Source organism: Shimia isoporae (assembly GCF_004346865.1).
GTDB classification, from domain to species: domain Bacteria; phylum Pseudomonadota; class Alphaproteobacteria; order Rhodobacterales; family Rhodobacteraceae; genus Shimia; species Shimia isoporae.
In genome coordinates, this window is the sequence record NZ_SMGR01000002.1 from 35,725 (window position 1) to 52,582 (window position 16,858).

The 16,858-nt window shown below is 55.7% G+C and carries 12 protein-coding genes; 4 read left to right on the forward strand and 8 right to left on the reverse strand.

All coding sequences use genetic code 11. From position 1 onward, the window contains the following. Window positions 1–3 precede the first annotated feature (3 nt). Complete coding sequence (locus BXY66_RS11885) at window positions 4–489, reverse strand: RidA family protein (RefSeq protein WP_132860469.1); 486 nt, start codon at window positions 487–489, stop codon at window positions 4–6. A 47-nt stretch (window positions 490–536) separates the two neighbouring features. Then, window positions 537–3,944 carry an indolepyruvate ferredoxin oxidoreductase family protein gene (locus BXY66_RS11890; RefSeq protein ID WP_132860470.1) on the reverse strand — a complete coding sequence of 1,136 codons (3,408 nt, stop codon included), beginning with the start codon at window positions 3,942–3,944 and terminating at the stop codon, window positions 537–539. Window positions 3,945–4,070: 126 nt separating this feature from the next. Between BXY66_RS11890 and BXY66_RS11895 the strand changes: the two genes are divergently transcribed. Both BXY66_RS11895 and aroQ read left to right on the forward strand, forming a co-directional pair. Beyond that, a complete protein-coding gene (locus BXY66_RS11895) occupies window positions 4,071–4,511 on the forward strand; it encodes an Lrp/AsnC family transcriptional regulator (protein ID WP_132860471.1) in 441 nt (146 codons plus the stop codon). A 62-nt stretch (window positions 4,512–4,573) separates the two neighbouring features. Further along, on the forward strand, window positions 4,574–5,011 hold the full coding sequence (aroQ, locus tag BXY66_RS11900; RefSeq protein WP_132860472.1) for a type II 3-dehydroquinate dehydratase: 438 nt from the start codon (window positions 4,574–4,576) through the stop codon (window positions 5,009–5,011). Between the two features lie 16 nt (window positions 5,012–5,027). Here the strand turns inward: aroQ and BXY66_RS11905 are convergent, their stop codons facing one another. The 6 genes from BXY66_RS11905 to BXY66_RS11930 form a co-directional block, all read right to left on the reverse strand. After that, the gene (locus BXY66_RS11905) at window positions 5,028–7,370 is read right to left on the reverse strand and encodes a Tex family protein (protein WP_132861059.1); all 2,343 of its coding nucleotides are present in this window, start codon (window positions 7,368–7,370) and stop codon (window positions 5,028–5,030) included. A gap of 228 nt (window positions 7,371–7,598) precedes the next feature. Beyond that, the gene (modC, locus tag BXY66_RS11910; RefSeq protein ID WP_132860473.1) at window positions 7,599–8,684 is read right to left on the reverse strand and encodes a molybdenum ABC transporter ATP-binding protein; all 1,086 of its coding nucleotides are present in this window, start codon (window positions 8,682–8,684) and stop codon (window positions 7,599–7,601) included. Then, window positions 8,681–9,376: a molybdate ABC transporter permease subunit gene (gene modB / locus BXY66_RS11915; RefSeq protein WP_132860474.1), complete on the reverse strand. Its 696-nt coding sequence runs from the start codon at window positions 9,374–9,376 to the stop codon at window positions 8,681–8,683. The genes modC and modB overlap by 4 nt, the downstream gene beginning before the upstream one ends. Beyond that, entirely contained in the window at window positions 9,373–10,161 is a 789-nt protein-coding gene (gene modA / locus BXY66_RS11920; RefSeq protein ID WP_132860475.1) for a molybdate ABC transporter substrate-binding protein, read from the reverse strand. Before modA ends, modB begins: the two co-directional genes overlap by 4 nt. 129 nt (window positions 10,162–10,290) lie before the next feature. Beyond that, window positions 10,291–11,718, reverse strand: coding sequence for a hypothetical protein (locus BXY66_RS11925; RefSeq protein ID WP_132860476.1), 1,428 nt, complete (start codon window positions 11,716–11,718; stop codon window positions 10,291–10,293). Next, complete coding sequence (locus BXY66_RS11930) at window positions 11,718–13,370, reverse strand: DUF3131 domain-containing protein (RefSeq protein ID WP_243694372.1); 1,653 nt, start codon at window positions 13,368–13,370, stop codon at window positions 11,718–11,720. Before BXY66_RS11930 ends, BXY66_RS11925 begins: the two co-directional genes overlap by 1 nt. Window positions 13,371–13,650: 280 nt before the next feature. Here BXY66_RS11930 and BXY66_RS11935 point away from each other — a divergent pair, with 280 nt between their 5' ends. Together BXY66_RS11935 and BXY66_RS11940 are read left to right on the forward strand one after the other, a co-directional pair. Then, window positions 13,651–15,627 carry an ATP-binding cassette domain-containing protein gene (locus BXY66_RS11935; protein ID WP_132860478.1) on the forward strand — a complete coding sequence of 659 codons (1,977 nt, stop codon included), beginning with the start codon at window positions 13,651–13,653 and terminating at the stop codon, window positions 15,625–15,627. Next, window positions 15,608–16,822 carry an HlyD family secretion protein gene (locus BXY66_RS11940; RefSeq protein ID WP_132860479.1) on the forward strand — a complete coding sequence of 405 codons (1,215 nt, stop codon included), beginning with the start codon at window positions 15,608–15,610 and terminating at the stop codon, window positions 16,820–16,822. The genes BXY66_RS11935 and BXY66_RS11940 overlap by 20 nt, the downstream gene beginning before the upstream one ends. Window positions 16,823–16,858 lie beyond the last annotated feature (36 nt).

Genomic DNA, 16,858 nt, shown 5'->3' on the forward strand with positions numbered 1-16,858 from the left:
GGATCAGTCGCGCAAAACGACTTCGGCCTCAACCTCGATTGCAAAATTCATCGGCAATCCCGCCGTACCAATTGCGGAGCGCGCATGGCGTCCCACATCAGGCCCGAAAACGTCAAGCACCACATCGCTGAACCCATTGATCACCAGATGTTGTTCGCTATAGCCCGGCGCCGAGTTGACCATGCCAAAAACACGCACCCATCCGGCTATGCGGTCCAGATCGCCAATCTCGGCCTTCACATTCGCGAGCACCGCCAGAGCAATGTCGCGAGATGCTTGATAGCCCTCTTCGGTGGTCATATCCGCGCCAAGTTGCCCGAATGGCCCACCAATGCTTCCATCCGCATTTGATTTGGGATGCCCGGAAATCAACAGCCGGTCGTCCCGCTGGTTGACCAGCGAGAACGGCAAATGCACCGCTGCAGGGATGACAGTGGCAGCGGGGAGTTCGAGCCCAAGGTCTTTGAGACGCGCTTCAATCATCGACATATTGTAACTCCAACTCAGTTGTTTCTGGCGACCCTATTTCTTTAGGCTCACCCCCGCAACGTCGCCTCGTGGGAACGCATTTTGGATTGAACGTTTTCTGCGGCCTTTTCCCTGACTGGACCATATCCGCGGATATCGCCCGGGGCAGCAATCAGAGCCGCGCAGGCTTCGTGACTTGCTTCGCTGTACTTCGCTGCAACGAGGTCCAGAACCGCCTCAAACCAGCGGATAAGTTCGCGATCCAATTTGCGGTCCGCTGAGAACCGGAACGGATCCAACATTCCGCCGCGCAGCCCTTTCATTTTGGCCAATCTCCCCATCACAGGTCCCATCCAGGTGCCCAAGGTCACCTTGTTCGGGCGCCCGCGCGCGTCCTTCCCAAGTGGCAGGACTGGCGGTGCCATGTGATAGTTCACCTTGAAATCACCTTCGAATTCTTCTTTCAACCGGGTCTCAAATCCGGTTTGTGTATGAAGGCGCGCAACCTCGTACTCGTCCTTATACGCCATCAGTCTAAACAGAGACTTCGCCGCTTCCATCACCAAGTGTTCCGGCAAGGCTTCGCGAAGCTTGGCCATGCGCATTTCAAACCGCTCTGCGTATTTTGCATCCTGATAGTCGGTCAAAAACGCCACCCGACGAGTGATCACCTCGTCCAGAGTCTCCGCTTTTGGGGCTTCATCCGACGAAATTGCGTCCGGATCATGTGCCAGCACACGACCCAGATCAAAGGCGCGCGCGTTCTTTTCGACGGCCACGCCGTTCAGCAGGATTGCCTGTTTCAGCGCCCCTTCCGACACCGGCACAAGCCCCCTCTGCCAAGCAAAACCAAGCATCATCACGTTGGCAAACACGCTGTCACCCATCAGGCGTTCAGCCATTTTGTTGGCATCCATCGCACGCACGTTTTCCGCGCCCACGGCCTTGCGAATAACCTGTTCACGGATTCCGATTTTAAGATCCGCATCGCGGTTCAGAACCAGATCACCCGTTGGCATAGACGCTGTATTGAGGACCACCTGCGCACCCTTACGATAATGCATGGAGGCCTTGGGCGCGGAGCTGACCACCACGTCACAGCCGATCACGGCATCCGCTGAACCTTGTTCGATCCGAACCTGATTGACGGCCTCAGGCGAAGACGCCAGACGCACATACCCGAGTACAGTGCCAAACTTCTGCGCAAATCCGGTGAAGTCCAACACCGACGAACCCAGACCTTCCAAATGAGCCGCCATGGTGATCAGCGCGCCAACCGTCACAACTCCGGTACCCCCGACACCGGTCACCAAGAGATCAAACGGCTTGTCAAGCGACGGCACCGTTGGCGACGGCACGCCTGCAAGCAACGCCGGCAGATCAACATCACTGCCATCCTTCTTGCGCCGTTTGGCACCGGTCACAGTCACAAAGCTCGGGCAAAAACCGTTCAGACAAGAGAAGTCTTTGTTGCAGGTGCTCAGGTTGATTTTCCGCTTTCGGCCGAATTCCGTTTCGACGGGCTCAACACTCAGACAGTTGCTTTCAACCGAACAATCTCCGCATCCTTCGCAAACCAACTCGTTGATGACTGCAAACGTATCCGGGTCTTCCTTTGTGCCCCGTTTGCGGCGCCGGCGTTTCTCGGTGGCACAAGTCTGCTCGTAGACGAGCAATGTCACGCCCTCTATCTCTCGCAACTCGCGCTGCACGGGGTCCATATCTTTGCGGTCGTGAAATGAGGTGTCCGGAGGAAAATCCGATTTGGTGAATTTGCCAATATCGTCGCTCACAAGCGCGATCCGTGACACCCCTTCGGCGCGGGCGTTCCAGATGATGCCCTGTACTGACACCGGCCCATCAACAGGTTGGCCGCCGGTCATCGCCACCGCATCGTTGAACAGGACCTTGAACGTAATATTGGCTTCGGACGCCACGGCCTGTCGTATGGCCAGCGATCCGGAGTGATACCACGTACCTTCTCCAAGGTTTTGAAAAACGTGTTTTTTGCCGTTGTATTTTTGCGCAACCGCCACGGGCACACCTTCGCCGCCCATCTGCGCGTATCCGCCTGTGTTGCGGTCCATCCAGCTCGCCATCACGTGACACCCAATGCCGGACAGAGCCTTTGATCCCTCCGGAACCTTGGTGGAAGTGTTGTGGGGACACCCGGAACAGAAATACGGTGTCCTTGTCGCTCCGGCCACATTCAGGACCGGTGGCTTTTCTTCTGTGAGCGCCTTGGCTTTCTCAAGCAGACGCTCTTCCGGAAACAACCGGTGCAGACGCTCGGCCACAACGGGTACAAGTTGAAGGGGACTTAGCTCGCCAGTCCAGGGCAGTAGCGGATCGCCCACGGCGCGATGCTTGCCAACCATCTTCTCAGGTTTGTCGCCCGGCCAGTCATAGAAATACTCTTTGAACTGGCTTTCTATGATGCCACGCTTTTCTTCGACAACCAGAACCTCGGTCTTGCCTCTCACAAAGGCCAAGGCATCCCGTCGCGCCAGCGGCCAGACCATGCCGACTTTGTAGATGTCGATCCCTAGCCGCCGACAGGCGTTTTCGTCCAACCCCAAAAGCCGTAGCGCTTCCATGAGGTCCAGGTGTCCTTTGCCAGTCGTGACAACCCCGAAACGGGCCTCAGGAATATCGTAAATCCGCTCGTCAATCGGGTTGGCCTCGACAAAAGCCTCAACCGCCCGCAGCTTATGCCCGATCCGTGTCTCGATTTCCGGGCTTGGCAAATCGCTCGGCCGAACGTGCAACCCGCCGGGCGGCATATCAAATGCCGGAGGGACGAATTTGCGGTCCGGCACGATCTCGACGGACCGCCCCGACTCCACCGTCTCCGAAATGGCTTTGAACCCGACCCAGGTGCCTGTGAAGCGGCTCAAAGCGATCCCGTACTCACCGAATGCCTGGTATTCATCAACGCTGGCCGGGTTAAGGGTTGGCATGAACCAGGACATAAACGCCACATCCGACTGATGCGGCATAGATGAACTAACACATCCGTGGTCGTCGCCTGCCACAACCAGCACGCCGCCCTTGTCGGAGGAACCATACGCATTGCCGTGCTTAAGTGCATCGCCTGACCTGTCGACCCCCGGCCCCTTGCCGTACCACATGGAAAACACGCCCTCGACCTCACAGTCCGGGTCCAGCACAGCTTGTTGCGCACCAAGCACCGCCGTCGCGCCAAGGTCCTCGTTCACAGCGGGCATAAAGGTGATGTTGTTGTCGCTGACCCGCTGTTTTTCGCGCCAGAACTCAAGATCCAACCCACCCAGCGGAGAGCCCCGATAACCTGAGATAAAGCCCGCGGTGTTCAGACCCGCTTCGCGATCTCGGCGCGCCTGATCAAACATGATCCGTGCCAACGCCTGCGTACCGGTCAAAAACACCCGGCCTTCCGTTCTGTCGTAGCGATCTGACAGGGCGTACCCTTTGAATTCGTGGCTGGCTTTGGTCATTTGCGCGCTCCTCCTAATTTCAATGGTCTCACGCACACACGGAAATTCCGTGCCAAATTTCACGGCCAACTGGTCAAATTCGAATTTCTGTGCCAAAAAACGGTAATTTTCAGAGCGAGAAAACCAATGAACCTTGACGCCAAAGATCGCCAACTCCTCTCCCTCCTGCAAAAGGACTGCCGCGCCTCCAACGCTGACTTGGCCGAACAGGTTGGCATGTCCACTTCGGCTTGCTGGCGCCGCATTCGCGCATTCGAAGAGGCCGGTCTGATCGCCGGGTATGGCGCGCGTCTGAGACCCGAAAAACTTGGTCTGGCATTCCATGCCATTGTGCACGTTCAACTCACGCGTCACGACCCGGCCCATCTAAAACGGTTCATCGAGGCCATGTCGTCGCGCGACGAGGTCGAGGAGTGTTACGCCACAACCGGCTCAGCCGATTACCACATGCGTGTGCGATGCACCGACATCGACGCATACAACCGCTTCATGGAGGACTTTCTCTTCCCGCTTGCTGCGGTAAGTTCGGCACAGACCAACGTTATTCTGCGCAATATCAAAAGCTAAGCCTTGCCCGAAGACCACCAGGGCGGCTACTTCGGGACATCAAGACACGGCAGGACACGCCCATGAGCAAGACGATCTACATCCTGAATGGCCCGAACCTGAACCTTTTGGGGAAGCGGGAACCGGACCTATATGGCCATGACACATTGGCAGATGTGGAAACTGCCTGCGCCAACCTGGGCAACGAATTCGGGTTTTCGGTGAATTTGATGCAATCAAACCACGAAGGCGAGATCGTGGAAATGATCCACGATGCCCGCGAGCACGCCGCGGGCATTATCATCAATCCGGCGGCCTATACACACACCTCGGTTGCAATACTGGATGCCCTTCAAGCGTTCGAAGGCCCCGTGCTCGAGGTCCACATTTCCAACGTCTACAAACGCGAAGCCTTCCGGCACCATTCCTATGTCAGCCAACGGGCTGATGGGGTGATCGCTGGCTTTGGCGTCGAAGGCTATTCCCTGGCCATGCGTCGCATGGCGTCTTTGCTGGCCTGATCAACACCCCAAGGCCTCAGCGTTTTTTCATCGCATCCAACAAGGCTGCGCCCAACGCACCATTGGCGTTGTCCGCTTTAGGTTTGCCGCCCTGCGGACGTCCACCACCCCGCGGGCCGCCACCTTTTGGTCCACCTCGACCGCGTTCAATACCGCCACGGGAATTTCGGTCCTGCTTTGCCGATGCCCCGCCATCCTTGCGCATGCTCAGCCCGATCCGTTTGCGCGGCGCGTCCACCTCAACAACGGTAACCTTTACAACATCGCCCGCCTTCACAACTTCATGAGGGTCTTTGACGAAACGGTCTGCCAACTGACTGACGTGCACCAATCCGTCCTGATGAACCCCCACATCCACAAAGGCTCCAAAAGCGGCAACATTGGTCACCGTGCCTTCCAAAACCATCCCCGGTTTTAAGTCCGATATTTCTTCAACGCCGTCGGCGAATGTAGCTGTCTTGAAAGTCGGGCGCGGGTCCCTTCCGGGTTTCTCAAGCTCGCCCAGAATGTCACGCACAGTCGGCAATCCGAACCGGTCGGACACAAAGTCCTCTGCTCGCACCCGCTTGAGCGCCGCTGCATCGCCCATCAACGAGCGCACGTCACGACCGCAGGCTGCAACAATCTTGCGGGCAACGTCATAGGCCTCCGGGTGAACAGAACTCGCGTCGAGCGGTTCGTCCCCTCCAGAAATTCGCAGGAAGCCCGCACATTGCTCAAATGCTGATGGCCCCAGTCGCGAAACATCCAGCAGCGCTTTCCGAGAACCGAAGGCGCCGTTCTCATCACGGTGGGCCACAATTGCGTCGGCCAGGGATGGTCCGAGTCCGGAAACATGCGCCAAAAGCGGAGCGGACGCTGTATTGAGATCCACACCAACAGCGTTCACAGCGTCTTCGACAACTGCTTCAAGCGACTTGCCCAGACGGTGCTGGTCCACATCATGCTGGTATTGCCCCACGCCAATCGACTTGGGCTCGATCTTGACCAGTTCCGCCAGAGGATCTTGGAGTCGCCGAGCAATCGAAACTGCGCCACGCAAGCTAACGTCCAGATCGGGGAACTCTCGGGCCGCCAGTTCGGAAGCCGAATAAACCGACGCTCCGGCCTCGCTGACCACAACCTTGGTCGGCGCCTTTACACCCTTTGGCAAAAGCTTCAGCGTATCACCGACAAGCTTCTCCGTTTCCCGACTTGCGGTGCCGTTGCCAATCGCAATCAGCTCGATGTTGTGTTTCGCGACCAAGCCCAAAATTGCGGCTTCCGCTCCACGCACGTCCATCTTTGGTTGGAACGGATACAGCGTCGCGGTGTCCAGTACTTTGCCTGTCGCATCCACAACCGCCGCCTTCACGCCGGTGCGAATGCCGGGATCAAGACCAAGCGTCGCCTTCGCACCCGCAGGCGCAGCCAGCAGCAGGTCCTTCAGATTGCGCGCAAAGACCTGAATTGCGTCCTCTTGTGCCCGCTGTCGCAATTCGCTCATCAAATCCACGGTCATTGTAAGGCTCAGTTTTACCCGCCATGTCCAGCCCGCGATCTTCCGCAACCACTGATCACCTGCACCTTCCGTGCGCGTATCCAGATAACTGGCCACCATGGCTTCTGCGCGCTCCTTGCCACCTTCCGGCTCGGGACCGATATCCAGAGTGATCACGCCCTCATTGCTTGCCCGCATCATCGCCAATGCACGGTGACTGGGCACTTTGGACCAAGCCTCGGTATGGTCGAAATAGTCAGAAAACTTCGCGCCGGATTGCTCTTGCCCCGGAATGACTTTTGCGGAAATGAATGCGTCGTTTTGCAGGAAACTCCGCAACTCTCCCAACAGCGCTGCGTTCTCGGTCAACCCCTCCGCGACAATATCGCGGGCTCCATCCAGCGCCGCCTTCACGTCCGCAACAGATTCCGAAAGATAATCAAGTGCCAATGTCTGCGGATCAGCCGAACGGTCCGCCAGAATAGCCTCTGCAAGGGGTGCCAAACCGTTTTCACGCGCGATCATCGCCTTGGTCCGGCGTTTCGGCTTGTACGGGAGATAGATGTCTTCCAACGCCGCCTTCGTTTCCGCACCGAAAATCGCCTTGGCGAGATCGTCAGTCATCTTGCCCTGATCGGTGATCGACGCAGTAACCGTCTCCCGCCGTGCTTCAAGCTCCCGCAAGTACCCCAAACGGTCTGCCAAAGTCCGCAATTGAGTGTCGTCCAGACCACCGGTCACCTCTTTGCGGTAACGCGCGACAAACGGCACAGTTGCGCCTTCGTCCAGCAAACCAACGGCCGCTCCCACCTGAGACGCAGACGCTCCAATTTCGCCCGCAATGGTTCTGGATATCCGGGATGTGACCTGCTCGCTCATCTGCACTTTTGAGGCTCCTTCAAGACGGTGGGAAGCCCTTCTTAACGGCCTATTTTGACCGCGCCAAGGTCAGAAGCTTGGCTGATCGAAAACCAGCAAAACGGGAATGCCCGTCGGGTTTTCACGGCGTTCCAGAAATTTCCGACCGATGTAATACCGACGCTATGCAGACGCTTTGCAGACCCACAAAAAAGGCTTGATTTCAGAGCCCTACCCGGAATTCCCAGACTATCTCGCACCCACGTCTTCGGGAGCCACAGCCACCGACTTAACAACAGCGTGGATCACCTGCCCTTCAGTCAACTCCATTGCCTGCACAGACCGGCGTGTAACACGAGCCAAAACCCGCCCTGCCTGCGTGTCGAGAGACACAATCGCACCCGGCCCCTCTCCTGCCCTCACGGCAACAATGGTTCCCCTCAAAATATTCAAGGCAGACAACCCCTTGGGCGCATCGCGCGACAAAATAACATCGTGCGCAGCAACCCTTACCCGCACGTCGCTACCTTCTGTTTTGGGGATCCGTGGAAGGAACAGCGCTGCCCCTCCGGCGTCCAGTTCCGTGAGACCGTCATCATGATGGCGCGTCACGCGCGCATCCAGAATTGCCCCAACCGCCCGTACACCCGCGGGAGTAAAGGCTGGATCCCCGAGTACTTCCGCCGCCGCCCCCACGCGTGACACCGCCCCCCGCTCCAACGCAACAACCGTAGTCGCGAGGCGCGCCACTTCGGCAATTGAATGGCTAACGTACAGAATTGGAAGAGAAAATTCATCTCTGAGCAGTTCAAAATAAGGTATGATCTCAGCCTTTCGGCGCTCATCCAAAGCGGCCAACGGCTCGTCCGCCAAGATCATCTTTGGCCGTGAAAGCAGCGCCCGCCCTATCGCCACACGTTGTTTTTCGCCACCGGACAAATGGGCCGGATGGCGGGTCAAAAGACGATCCAGTCCCAACATACCTACGACACGGTCAAAGGAAATCTTGTCGCTCCGGTTACGCGCCATCCGCCTGCCATACAGAAGATTCTTACGTACGTTCAGATGCGGAAAGAGACGAGCCTCCTGAAAAACATAGCCAATTTCACGTTTATAGGCGGGAAGATTGATGCCGCGCTGTGTCTCGACCAACAACCGGCCATTCACCGAAATCCGCGCTTGGTCCGGTGTCCCCAAACCCGCGACCGCATTTACCACAGTTGTTTTTCCCGATCCGGACGCCCCAAAGAGGACCGTCAATCCCTCTGGCGCCTCAAAAGACACATCCAACTCAAAGCCGTCGAATTTATGAGATACTTGAACTGACAGCGTCATGAGCCACCAACCCGTTGCGCAACGCGCCGCGCCAGCAGTTCAGACATGATCAAAGCGCCACAGGCAATGACAACTGAAATAATCACCAAGCGCATTGCGGATGCTTCCCCGCCTGGAACCTGCAGGAACGCATAAACAGCAGAGGGCAAAGTCCGAGTTTGACCGGGAATGTTGGAAACAAACGTGATGGTCGCACCAAATTCGCCCATGGCCTTAGCGAATGCCAAAACTGATCCGGCCAGAATGCCCGGCACGATCAGGGGCAACGTCACGGTAAAAAAGCTACGCATCGGATGCGCACCCAATGTGGTGGCCGCTTCTTCTAATTTTGGATCGACCGCCTCGATTGACAGCCTCACCGCTCGGACCATCAAGGGGAACGCCATTATTGCGGCGGCCAACACTGCACCTGTCCAGTGGAAAGCCAAAACGATACCGAATTTCTTAAAAAATTGACCTATCGTACCCTGCGTTCCAAAACTCAGCAGCAATATGTATCCAGTCACAACCGGCGGCAGCACCAGAGGCAAGTGCACCAGCACATTCAGGGCGCCTCGCCCCCGAAACCGCCACCGTGCAAGTGCCGTCGCAACAAGAACTGCTAACGGAAGGGACACCAGCACCGCCCAGAAAGCCACTTTGAGCGACAGCGCCACGGCCTGCCACTCCTCAGGACCCAACCAACCAGTCATTCATCGTCCCCAATCGCGGTAAACCCATTTTCCAAAAAGGACTGTTGAGCTTGCTCGCCAGCAAGAAACTGAAGAAAATCGCGGGCTTCGTTTGGCTTTCCGCCGACAATGGTTGCAGCGGGATAAACAATTTGACTGTGACTGTTCTCAGGAAAAACTGCGACCACGTCCACTCTCGGCTCAACTAGGGCATCACTTGCGTAAACAATACCCCAAGGCGCTTCGCCCAGCGCTACAAGTGTTAAAGCCGCACGGACATTATCTGTCTGCACAAGATTTGGAGAAAGGCGCTTCCAATAGCCAAGACTTTTCAAAGCTTGCTTGGCATAAATACCTGCTGGCACTGCGTCAACAAGTGCCACTGCGATCCGCGCGTCCCCAACCCCTGACAAAGCCGTCTCAATCGTTGCGTCGGCCGCGTTTGCATCCTTCGCTTTCGACCGAACCAACACCAAAGCATTTCCTGCCACAGAACGACGCGACTCGGAAATGACGTGTCCTCGAGCCTCCAGATAATTCATCCAGTCCGCGTTGGCAGAAACAAACACATCCGCAGGCGCACCAAATGAAATCTGACGGGCGAGTGCCGAAGACCCCGCCACTGTGACAGCGACGGCGAGGCCATGCTCCGTCTCAAATGCAGCTCCGATATCCTCTAAAACGGTCTTCAAACTGGCCGCTGCAAACACGTTTATATCGGCTTTCGCGACAAACGGGGCCAGCAGGAAACAAAACGCCCAAAGCGGGGCAAATAGATGCCGTCGTACCTGAAAAAAATGCCCCATGCGATGCCTGCCCCCTCAAACGGCTTGCACGAAGTATCCAGAGCCTTCAATTGTGCGCAAGGGTTTTCGATTGGTACAACAGCGCGTTATTGCGCAATTTATCAGCGGTGAGTCCGATCAGAGAACACCTTAGTTGTCATCAGCCATCGCCCTCAACTCTGGAAGGGCGGCGGAAGCAAAATACCGTGACAAAAGCTGGTACTCCTCAATTGAGGGGCGACTGCCTTCTATGCCTTCATCGTCTAACGTCATTGGCGCGGCAATGTCGGCTTCGAGTTCCGCCAAAATCTGGTCAACTACATCCGTCTGATACAAGACCTTTGTTTCGACAGAGGGCATGGCCGAGGTAGGCGCGTGTGGGTCAGCAAGCTGCGCATGGCTATCCGGCGCCATTTGTAAAACCGCCACTGCTGTTTGCATGTCCAGACCAAGCTCCTCCATAAGAAACTGCAACCTCTGCGCAGTCTGTTGCGAGTCCGCTGGCATGGGGGCATGTGCGGCTACGCTCGGAGAGACTGGATATTGCGGGTAGGTTGCTTCCGATCCATCGTTCGCGCTCCCCGCTTTAAGTGCCTCGATGTCCGCCCTGAGCATTGCGATGGTCGCCATCAGTTCTCCTACTTGACCAGATGTATGGGTCGAGTCCGCAGCCGCGATTGGCACGACAACAGGCGCTGGTGTTTGCATCTGATTTTGCGCGTTATCCTGCTCCAACAACAAACGCCGCAGCGCTTCCACTTCAGCGCGAAGTTCGATGGACTCACCGCTCGTCGAAACCCCATTCGGCGGCCTGGCTCCCACTTGCGCATGGGGCAAAACCGATGGCGCAGCGACCACATGAGGTTGGGGCATAGGCGACGCCCAATTACCCGCCTTAGTGACTGCAGAACCATGTAAATCCCCAGCACCGTTTGGGATCGGCCAACCTCTCGGCAAAACAGAATAATCCTGCCGCGAAACAATCCAACGCAAATAGGCCGAAACCGCCGAAAATCCTGCGAGAGACACGCGAGTTACTTCGTTTCCCCCGCGCCGCGCCACGAGCTCACCACCGGAGGACAGCAGTGTTTCCAACTGCACATCAAGCGGTTGCAAAATACGTTCCGGAAGCTGGATCTCAGAAACGCCTTCCGCGACATGGAAGGTATCGCCCGCCGCGACACTGCTTAATTTCATCTGGATTTGACCGCGCTCATTGAGGAACATCTCGAAACCTTCCTTGCGCGCTGCACAAGCATAGGTTCGGGGGCGGCAAATCACTTCAAAAACATCAACGTCGAGCCGCGGGGTCGGTGCAAATCTAGCATACCCATCTGGGTCAAAACGAAAATAAACCCCTTCCACCAGCCCTTCCTGGAAATTCGGCCAGCCAAAGGACCCTCTCAATGCCTGCTGTGCCTCCCTTGCACCGATTGCAAACGGAATTGAGGTATCCAGAATGGCGTTTTCAGAGGCGAAGCTACGATTTTCAGCCGCGTCAAAACTGATCTGAGCGTTGGCCGCAAAAGGCGTGTTCGCACCAATGAGAAGTGCCAGCATGATAAGTGAACGTTTCATCAGAAGTCCGCCTTTTCTTGAACCGAATGGCGCAGCGCAGGTAGCCAGTCTTCTTGTTGAGGAGGGTCGGGATAGTTCCGCACCACACGCGTGTCCTGATCCCGGTATGCGGTGTACCAGACCTCGGTATCACCCGTATACGGGGTCAAAATCGGGCCCTGAACCTTGTGCAAAAGCGCCGTTAGAATGATGCCATTGTTATTAGCCGTAAATATTGCCACGCGGCCTTGCCCGCGTTCGTACAAACCCTCGTACATACCGTTTTCCGGGTCATAAAGTTCAATCATCGCCTCGTAGAGCACATCGGTGTAGTCCGTATCCCAAAGCGCCCAGAGGCCCAGTGCTGCCTTGGCGGCCACAGCTGCATGATCCGGCACATAGTCTCCGCGAGGGGTCACGGTATTCCAAGGATAGCCGTCCGAAAAAATCGTGTCGTACGTAAAGTATGGCGGACCTTTGACGTTGTGCTCAGAACGCGCTGTAAGAAACCCAGTTTGGCGCCAGCGGTTCTCCTGAACCTGATAGATGCGATCTGCAAACTCCGCGCGCCACCCATCAGAATGCAACCATTCCGGCGAGCTGTCGTCATGTGGTAAGTCGAAACCCAGTTCGAGACCGTCTTGAAGATAGGACTCTGTAACAACGTAATTTTGTGAATGAAAAATACGCGGGTCCCTACCGTCGTAAGGCACCTGAACTCCAAAGATCGACGCAGTCAGAAACGGCTCAGCCCGATGCGCGAGGCGGGGACTAAAACCCCATAGCGCAAATCCTTTGGCGGCATACTCCTCGTAGCCAAGGCGGCCCTCCTGAGCATAAACCGTCTCTCCGGTTTCCTTGTCGACATAAGCTCCGAACATCAATCCTTCGTCGTCGATGACGTTTTCGAAGTTCCACTTTAGTAGAACGGAATCGATCGTGTTGGATAGATAGGGATAGCGGTTCTTGTATATCCTCATCCAAACAAGAAACCGTCCTATGTCGAGCGCCGAAAACCCGATCTCCCCGGGCTTGTTGGTATAGTCGACTTTGGCGCCAGTTTTGGTGTGATACACTTTGTTCGGCATCTCCTTGCGAAAGAGATCCAGCGTCTTCACGGTTGTCAGTAACACCGTGATCCGGCGGTCAAACTCTGGCTTTTCGATTAGGCACAACTCATAAGCTGCGACCAACCCAGCCATATAGGACGCGGTATCCCACAACGTCGTAGATGGGTAGTTTCCGACCGAATTTGCGAGTCCGGTTTCCTCCTGCGTGAAAATCTCAAAATAATGCCAGGCCACTTTTGCAGCTCGCATTTCTCGCTCATTCAAAAAGCCACGGCGGGCTCGATATTTGCGCACATAGGCGTTGTGGCGATCATATCCATGCCCCTGCTTGGGCCAGAAATCGTCTCGCTCGAAATGGTCGGCAGGCATCTCACACATGCGTGGAGGTTTATCGCGCCTTGGGTCGTTGTTGAGTTGGCTGGTCGTCACACTCGGTAAATTGCCTCGCATCAGCGCTGGAATGTCGTCCAACTCGCTTCCAGCGATGACCGGAATCACCTCTTCTTCCTGTGCCATGAACACCTGTCGAGCAGTCATGCCGACAGAATATGTCGCGCCTCCCAAAGCGCCGATGGAAACAACAAATACAAGTATGCCGGTCAATGGAGACCGCCTGGAAGTCCCAAACAAACGAAACATCAAATCACTCCACAAGGAATGCATCAATGAGACAGCAAAGGCGTTAACAAAGCTGAAATTCGACTTCGCAGCGGCCGATACAGTTTATTTTTCAATGCCTTAATTACGGATCCCGCGAATTAACTCGCGAAAAACTGTCTGATTCGACAGCCGGCAAAGTAAGCGAAAGTAATTTGCAGAAGGCCTGGGAAAACTTTCTTAACTCCTCTGCCATATAACAGTCCCAAATTTGAGGTTTTTGTTTATGTCTGATTTTTCTACTCCGATGGGGTCGACACCCGTTTCTCTGGACGCGCTGGATGCATCAGACCCGACACCCACTCGGTTTAGGGATCGCGCCACACCACTTTGGGCAGTCACCATTTCAACACTGTTTTCGTTGGGCGGCGGCGTTTGTCTTTTTGCGGTCGCGATATTTCTGATTTTTTTCCACGACCTTGTTGCCGTCCAAGGTCAGGACTTGGTCGCTGCACTATTAGCTTTTGGCGCACTGGTGCCAATTTTGGGTTTGATCATCTTTGAGGTCGGTCATGCCCGAGCGCTTGCTGGCTTCCGGTACATTAGAAACCGCAACCGGGTTACCGGAAGGGCCATGCTGGGAGTTTTTACTGCCGTGGTTTTTGGCTCAATTAGCCCCATTCTGACAGTCCCATTTGCAATAGGCGCCTTTTTGGCATGGCTGTGTTGTTATGTCGGTGGCAGGATATTGAAACCTGAACCTGCCTGGGATTTCATACCAGCCGAAGCTCCTTCTTTCTTGGGTGGGCGGGACAAGCGAGCATTGGACTTGGCAAACGCGCGCCCTCAGGATGCTTCCCTTTTACAGGCCCTGCATACGTCCATAGCCCTGGCTGGACTTGTTGGAGGCACGGCTTGCGCCAGTTGGCTTGTCTCACTCGATGTGCTCGCACCATCGGCCATCGCGGCGGTTGGCGTGATGACATATTGGTCAACCGACGCTTTTGCCGGGTTTGCGCGCCAATTTGTAATACCAGATCCGGAGAGCGAAGGCAGGGCGGCATCGGTCTGCATCCTCCCAGAGGAAGACCCGCAGAACCCACTTCCCGAAACGGGACTACATGTGCACAGACTCAGCATCCGCAAGAAAAGCGGCCAAGTGCTCTTGTCTGACATCTCGTTCTCAATTGAACCCGGGAAGGTTATTGGGGTTTCAGGGGACGCATTCGCCGGAAAATCCCTTTTGTTTCAAGCGCTCGTTGCCCCGCATGATTTGCCTGATCTCATAATCGAAGGCCGCGTCATTCTGAACGGGCACAACCTTTGGAACAGAAACGGACACGACCAGGACCTCCGCGCGGTTCTTATCCCATCTGTGCCATTGACCGTTCCCGGAGGCGGCGGCCGCAACCTATGCGGTTTTGGAGATCGAACACGGCTGAGCAGGGCTCAAAAAATCTTGAAGTCTCTTGTTTTCACCAGCGACGTGGTTGACCGGATTGTTACAGCGGAAGACGCCCGAAATCTCTCTGATACCGAGTTAAAAGCACTTTCGTTTGCACGCGCGTTGACCCTTCGACCACGTCTCTATCTTTATGACCGACCAGAAGACGGGGCGGGGGAAAAACTGATTGGAGCACTGGCAAATCGCGCCATAGCCGAAACCCAACTGGGTGCAACAAGTGTATTTGTAACTAACAACCGACAATTGCTCGACGCCTGCGACAAGATACTGATGTTACAAAACGGCCGGCTAATTGAATTTGCAGACGGAAACGAAATTCGAGAGCGCCAGTCAACTGGCTGGACCAAGTTTGTGGCGGAGCGCGATCTCGACAGCGAGGAAGCATTGGATGCTTGGCTCGCGTCGCACTTCCGACGAGACGGTGATCAGGCTAATCGGCGGGCCGTTTGCATGATCGCCAACGAAATGCTCAGCATCGCTTGTCAATCTTCGGGGGATCCACAAGCCGGCGACACGGTTGCGTTTGAATTCAAACACTTTGCGGGTCACTGCCTTCTGCGTCTGTTGGACAGCACGTTGACTTTGTCCAGTGGAGCTATGGCAAAAGCTGAAGCGGCAGCCAGAACGTCCGTGGAAGGCGAACGGCTTTCTCCGCTGGCAAAGGTGATCCGCGACTCTCTCGATGTTCAAGCAGGTGACGGAGAAGCTGCCAGCGGTCTTCTCGTGACTATCAAAACCTATGATCCTCGCAAGCAACAAACGCGAAAGGCCCGCCATAATGAAGCGACAGTTCGTTAAGCCCCGTGCGCCTAAACGCGCCAATCCTCGGGGAGCGTTCTGGCTTGGCTGGGCGTTCTCTACCGCAAGCCTCTTGGCCATTAGCGCCTCCCTTTTTTCCGAAGCGGTAAGGGTACCGGACGTCAGGCGATATGAAGGACATTTTGAACCTGCGGCCGCACGCCATAATCTGGTTGTGCCAGCTCAAGTGCCTCTCGAAGCGGTCCTGGTGCATGAAGGAGAAGGAGTTGTTCAAGGTCAGCGGATCGCGCTGCTAAACCAGAGGATGCTGGAAGACAAAATCGAGCACATGCGGGTCTCTCAGGAGATCAACGCGCTTGAGCGCGACTGTTTGCTTAACTCTTCTGAGACACCACAATCTGCGATCGAGGCGTCTGATGCTTTGGAAAACCTACAAGCGCAGGCCGCGCTTCGAAGGTGCGGGATACACCATCAGGCTCACCAAGTGTCGCGTGAAGCCCTCTTACGGGAAAGGCAAGCACTGTCGTATGGGGCACACCTGAAATACCGAGAAGCTATTGAGCGCCTACGGCTGACAGAGCCAGCCGTACAGCGGATCTTGTCGCTAAGAGCAGAAATTGAAAGAAATGCGCTGCGCACGGCAATTGCCGAGCTGGACATAGCCATAGCCGAACAAGTCACCCAACAAGAAAAGGAGACACTTGCAAAAGTGATATCCTTGGAGAGCGTGGCACGCGACATCGACAGATCCATGTCGCACTTGAAGAGTTTCTCTGCTGCACCATACCTTACGGCCCCCCAAAGCGGGCACGTCGCGCGACTACGAAATCTGCCATTGCACGAAGCCTTTGCCAATGACACCGATCTGGTTCAATTGGTTTCAGAATTGCCAAACACGTTCAACGCATCGGTTGTTGTACCGGTTGAGGAGGCCGAAATGCTGACTCGTGGCGCCAAGATGCTGGTGCAGTTCAGCGGGTTGCACGTCCAGACACCGCCTCTTTCCGCAAAGATCGCTGACATTCATCGCACCGATCCGAACTCCTCTGGGCAACTGATGACGTCTGTACAAATTGAAGTAGAAGTCGGATCGAACTTGGCACCGCATGCGCAAGCGATTGTCGATAGCGTCCGCAATGGAACAGGACAATCGCAGATTTCTGCTTCTTTCGAAGACACTTCAATTAAAAGAATTCTAGCACCATCTCTGGCACGGCTGGGCGAATATTTTTAGACGCAAGCCCGAACAGAACACTCGCCCTTCAAGCGG

Bases quoted from the DNA above. Each gene is read 5' to 3' on its own strand.
- aroQ (WP_132860472.1), top strand. From the start codon at position 4,574: ATGAGCAAGACGATCTACATCCTGAATGGCCCGAACCTGAACCTTTTG.
- BXY66_RS11885 (WP_132860469.1), bottom strand. From the start codon at position 489: ATGTCGATGATTGAAGCGCGTCTCAAAGACCTTGGGCTCGAACTCCCC.
- modB (WP_132860474.1), bottom strand. From the start codon at position 9,376: ATGACTGGTTGGTTGGGTCCTGAGGAGTGGCAGGCCGTGGCGCTGTCG.
- BXY66_RS11895 (WP_132860471.1), top strand. From the start codon at position 4,071: ATGAACCTTGACGCCAAAGATCGCCAACTCCTCTCCCTCCTGCAAAAG.
- BXY66_RS11890 (WP_132860470.1), bottom strand. From the start codon at position 3,944: ATGACCAAAGCCAGCCACGAATTCAAAGGGTACGCCCTGTCAGATCGC.
- BXY66_RS11935 (WP_132860478.1), top strand. From the start codon at position 13,651: ATGTCTGATTTTTCTACTCCGATGGGGTCGACACCCGTTTCTCTGGAC.
- BXY66_RS11905 (WP_132861059.1), bottom strand. From the start codon at position 7,370: ATGAGCGAGCAGGTCACATCCCGGATATCCAGAACCATTGCGGGCGAA.
- BXY66_RS11940 (WP_132860479.1), top strand. From the start codon at position 15,608: ATGAAGCGACAGTTCGTTAAGCCCCGTGCGCCTAAACGCGCCAATCCT.
- BXY66_RS11925 (WP_132860476.1), bottom strand. From the start codon at position 11,718: ATGAAACGTTCACTTATCATGCTGGCACTTCTCATTGGTGCGAACACG.
- modA (WP_132860475.1), bottom strand. From the start codon at position 10,161: ATGGGGCATTTTTTTCAGGTACGACGGCATCTATTTGCCCCGCTTTGG.
- modC (WP_132860473.1), bottom strand. From the start codon at position 8,684: ATGACGCTGTCAGTTCAAGTATCTCATAAATTCGACGGCTTTGAGTTG.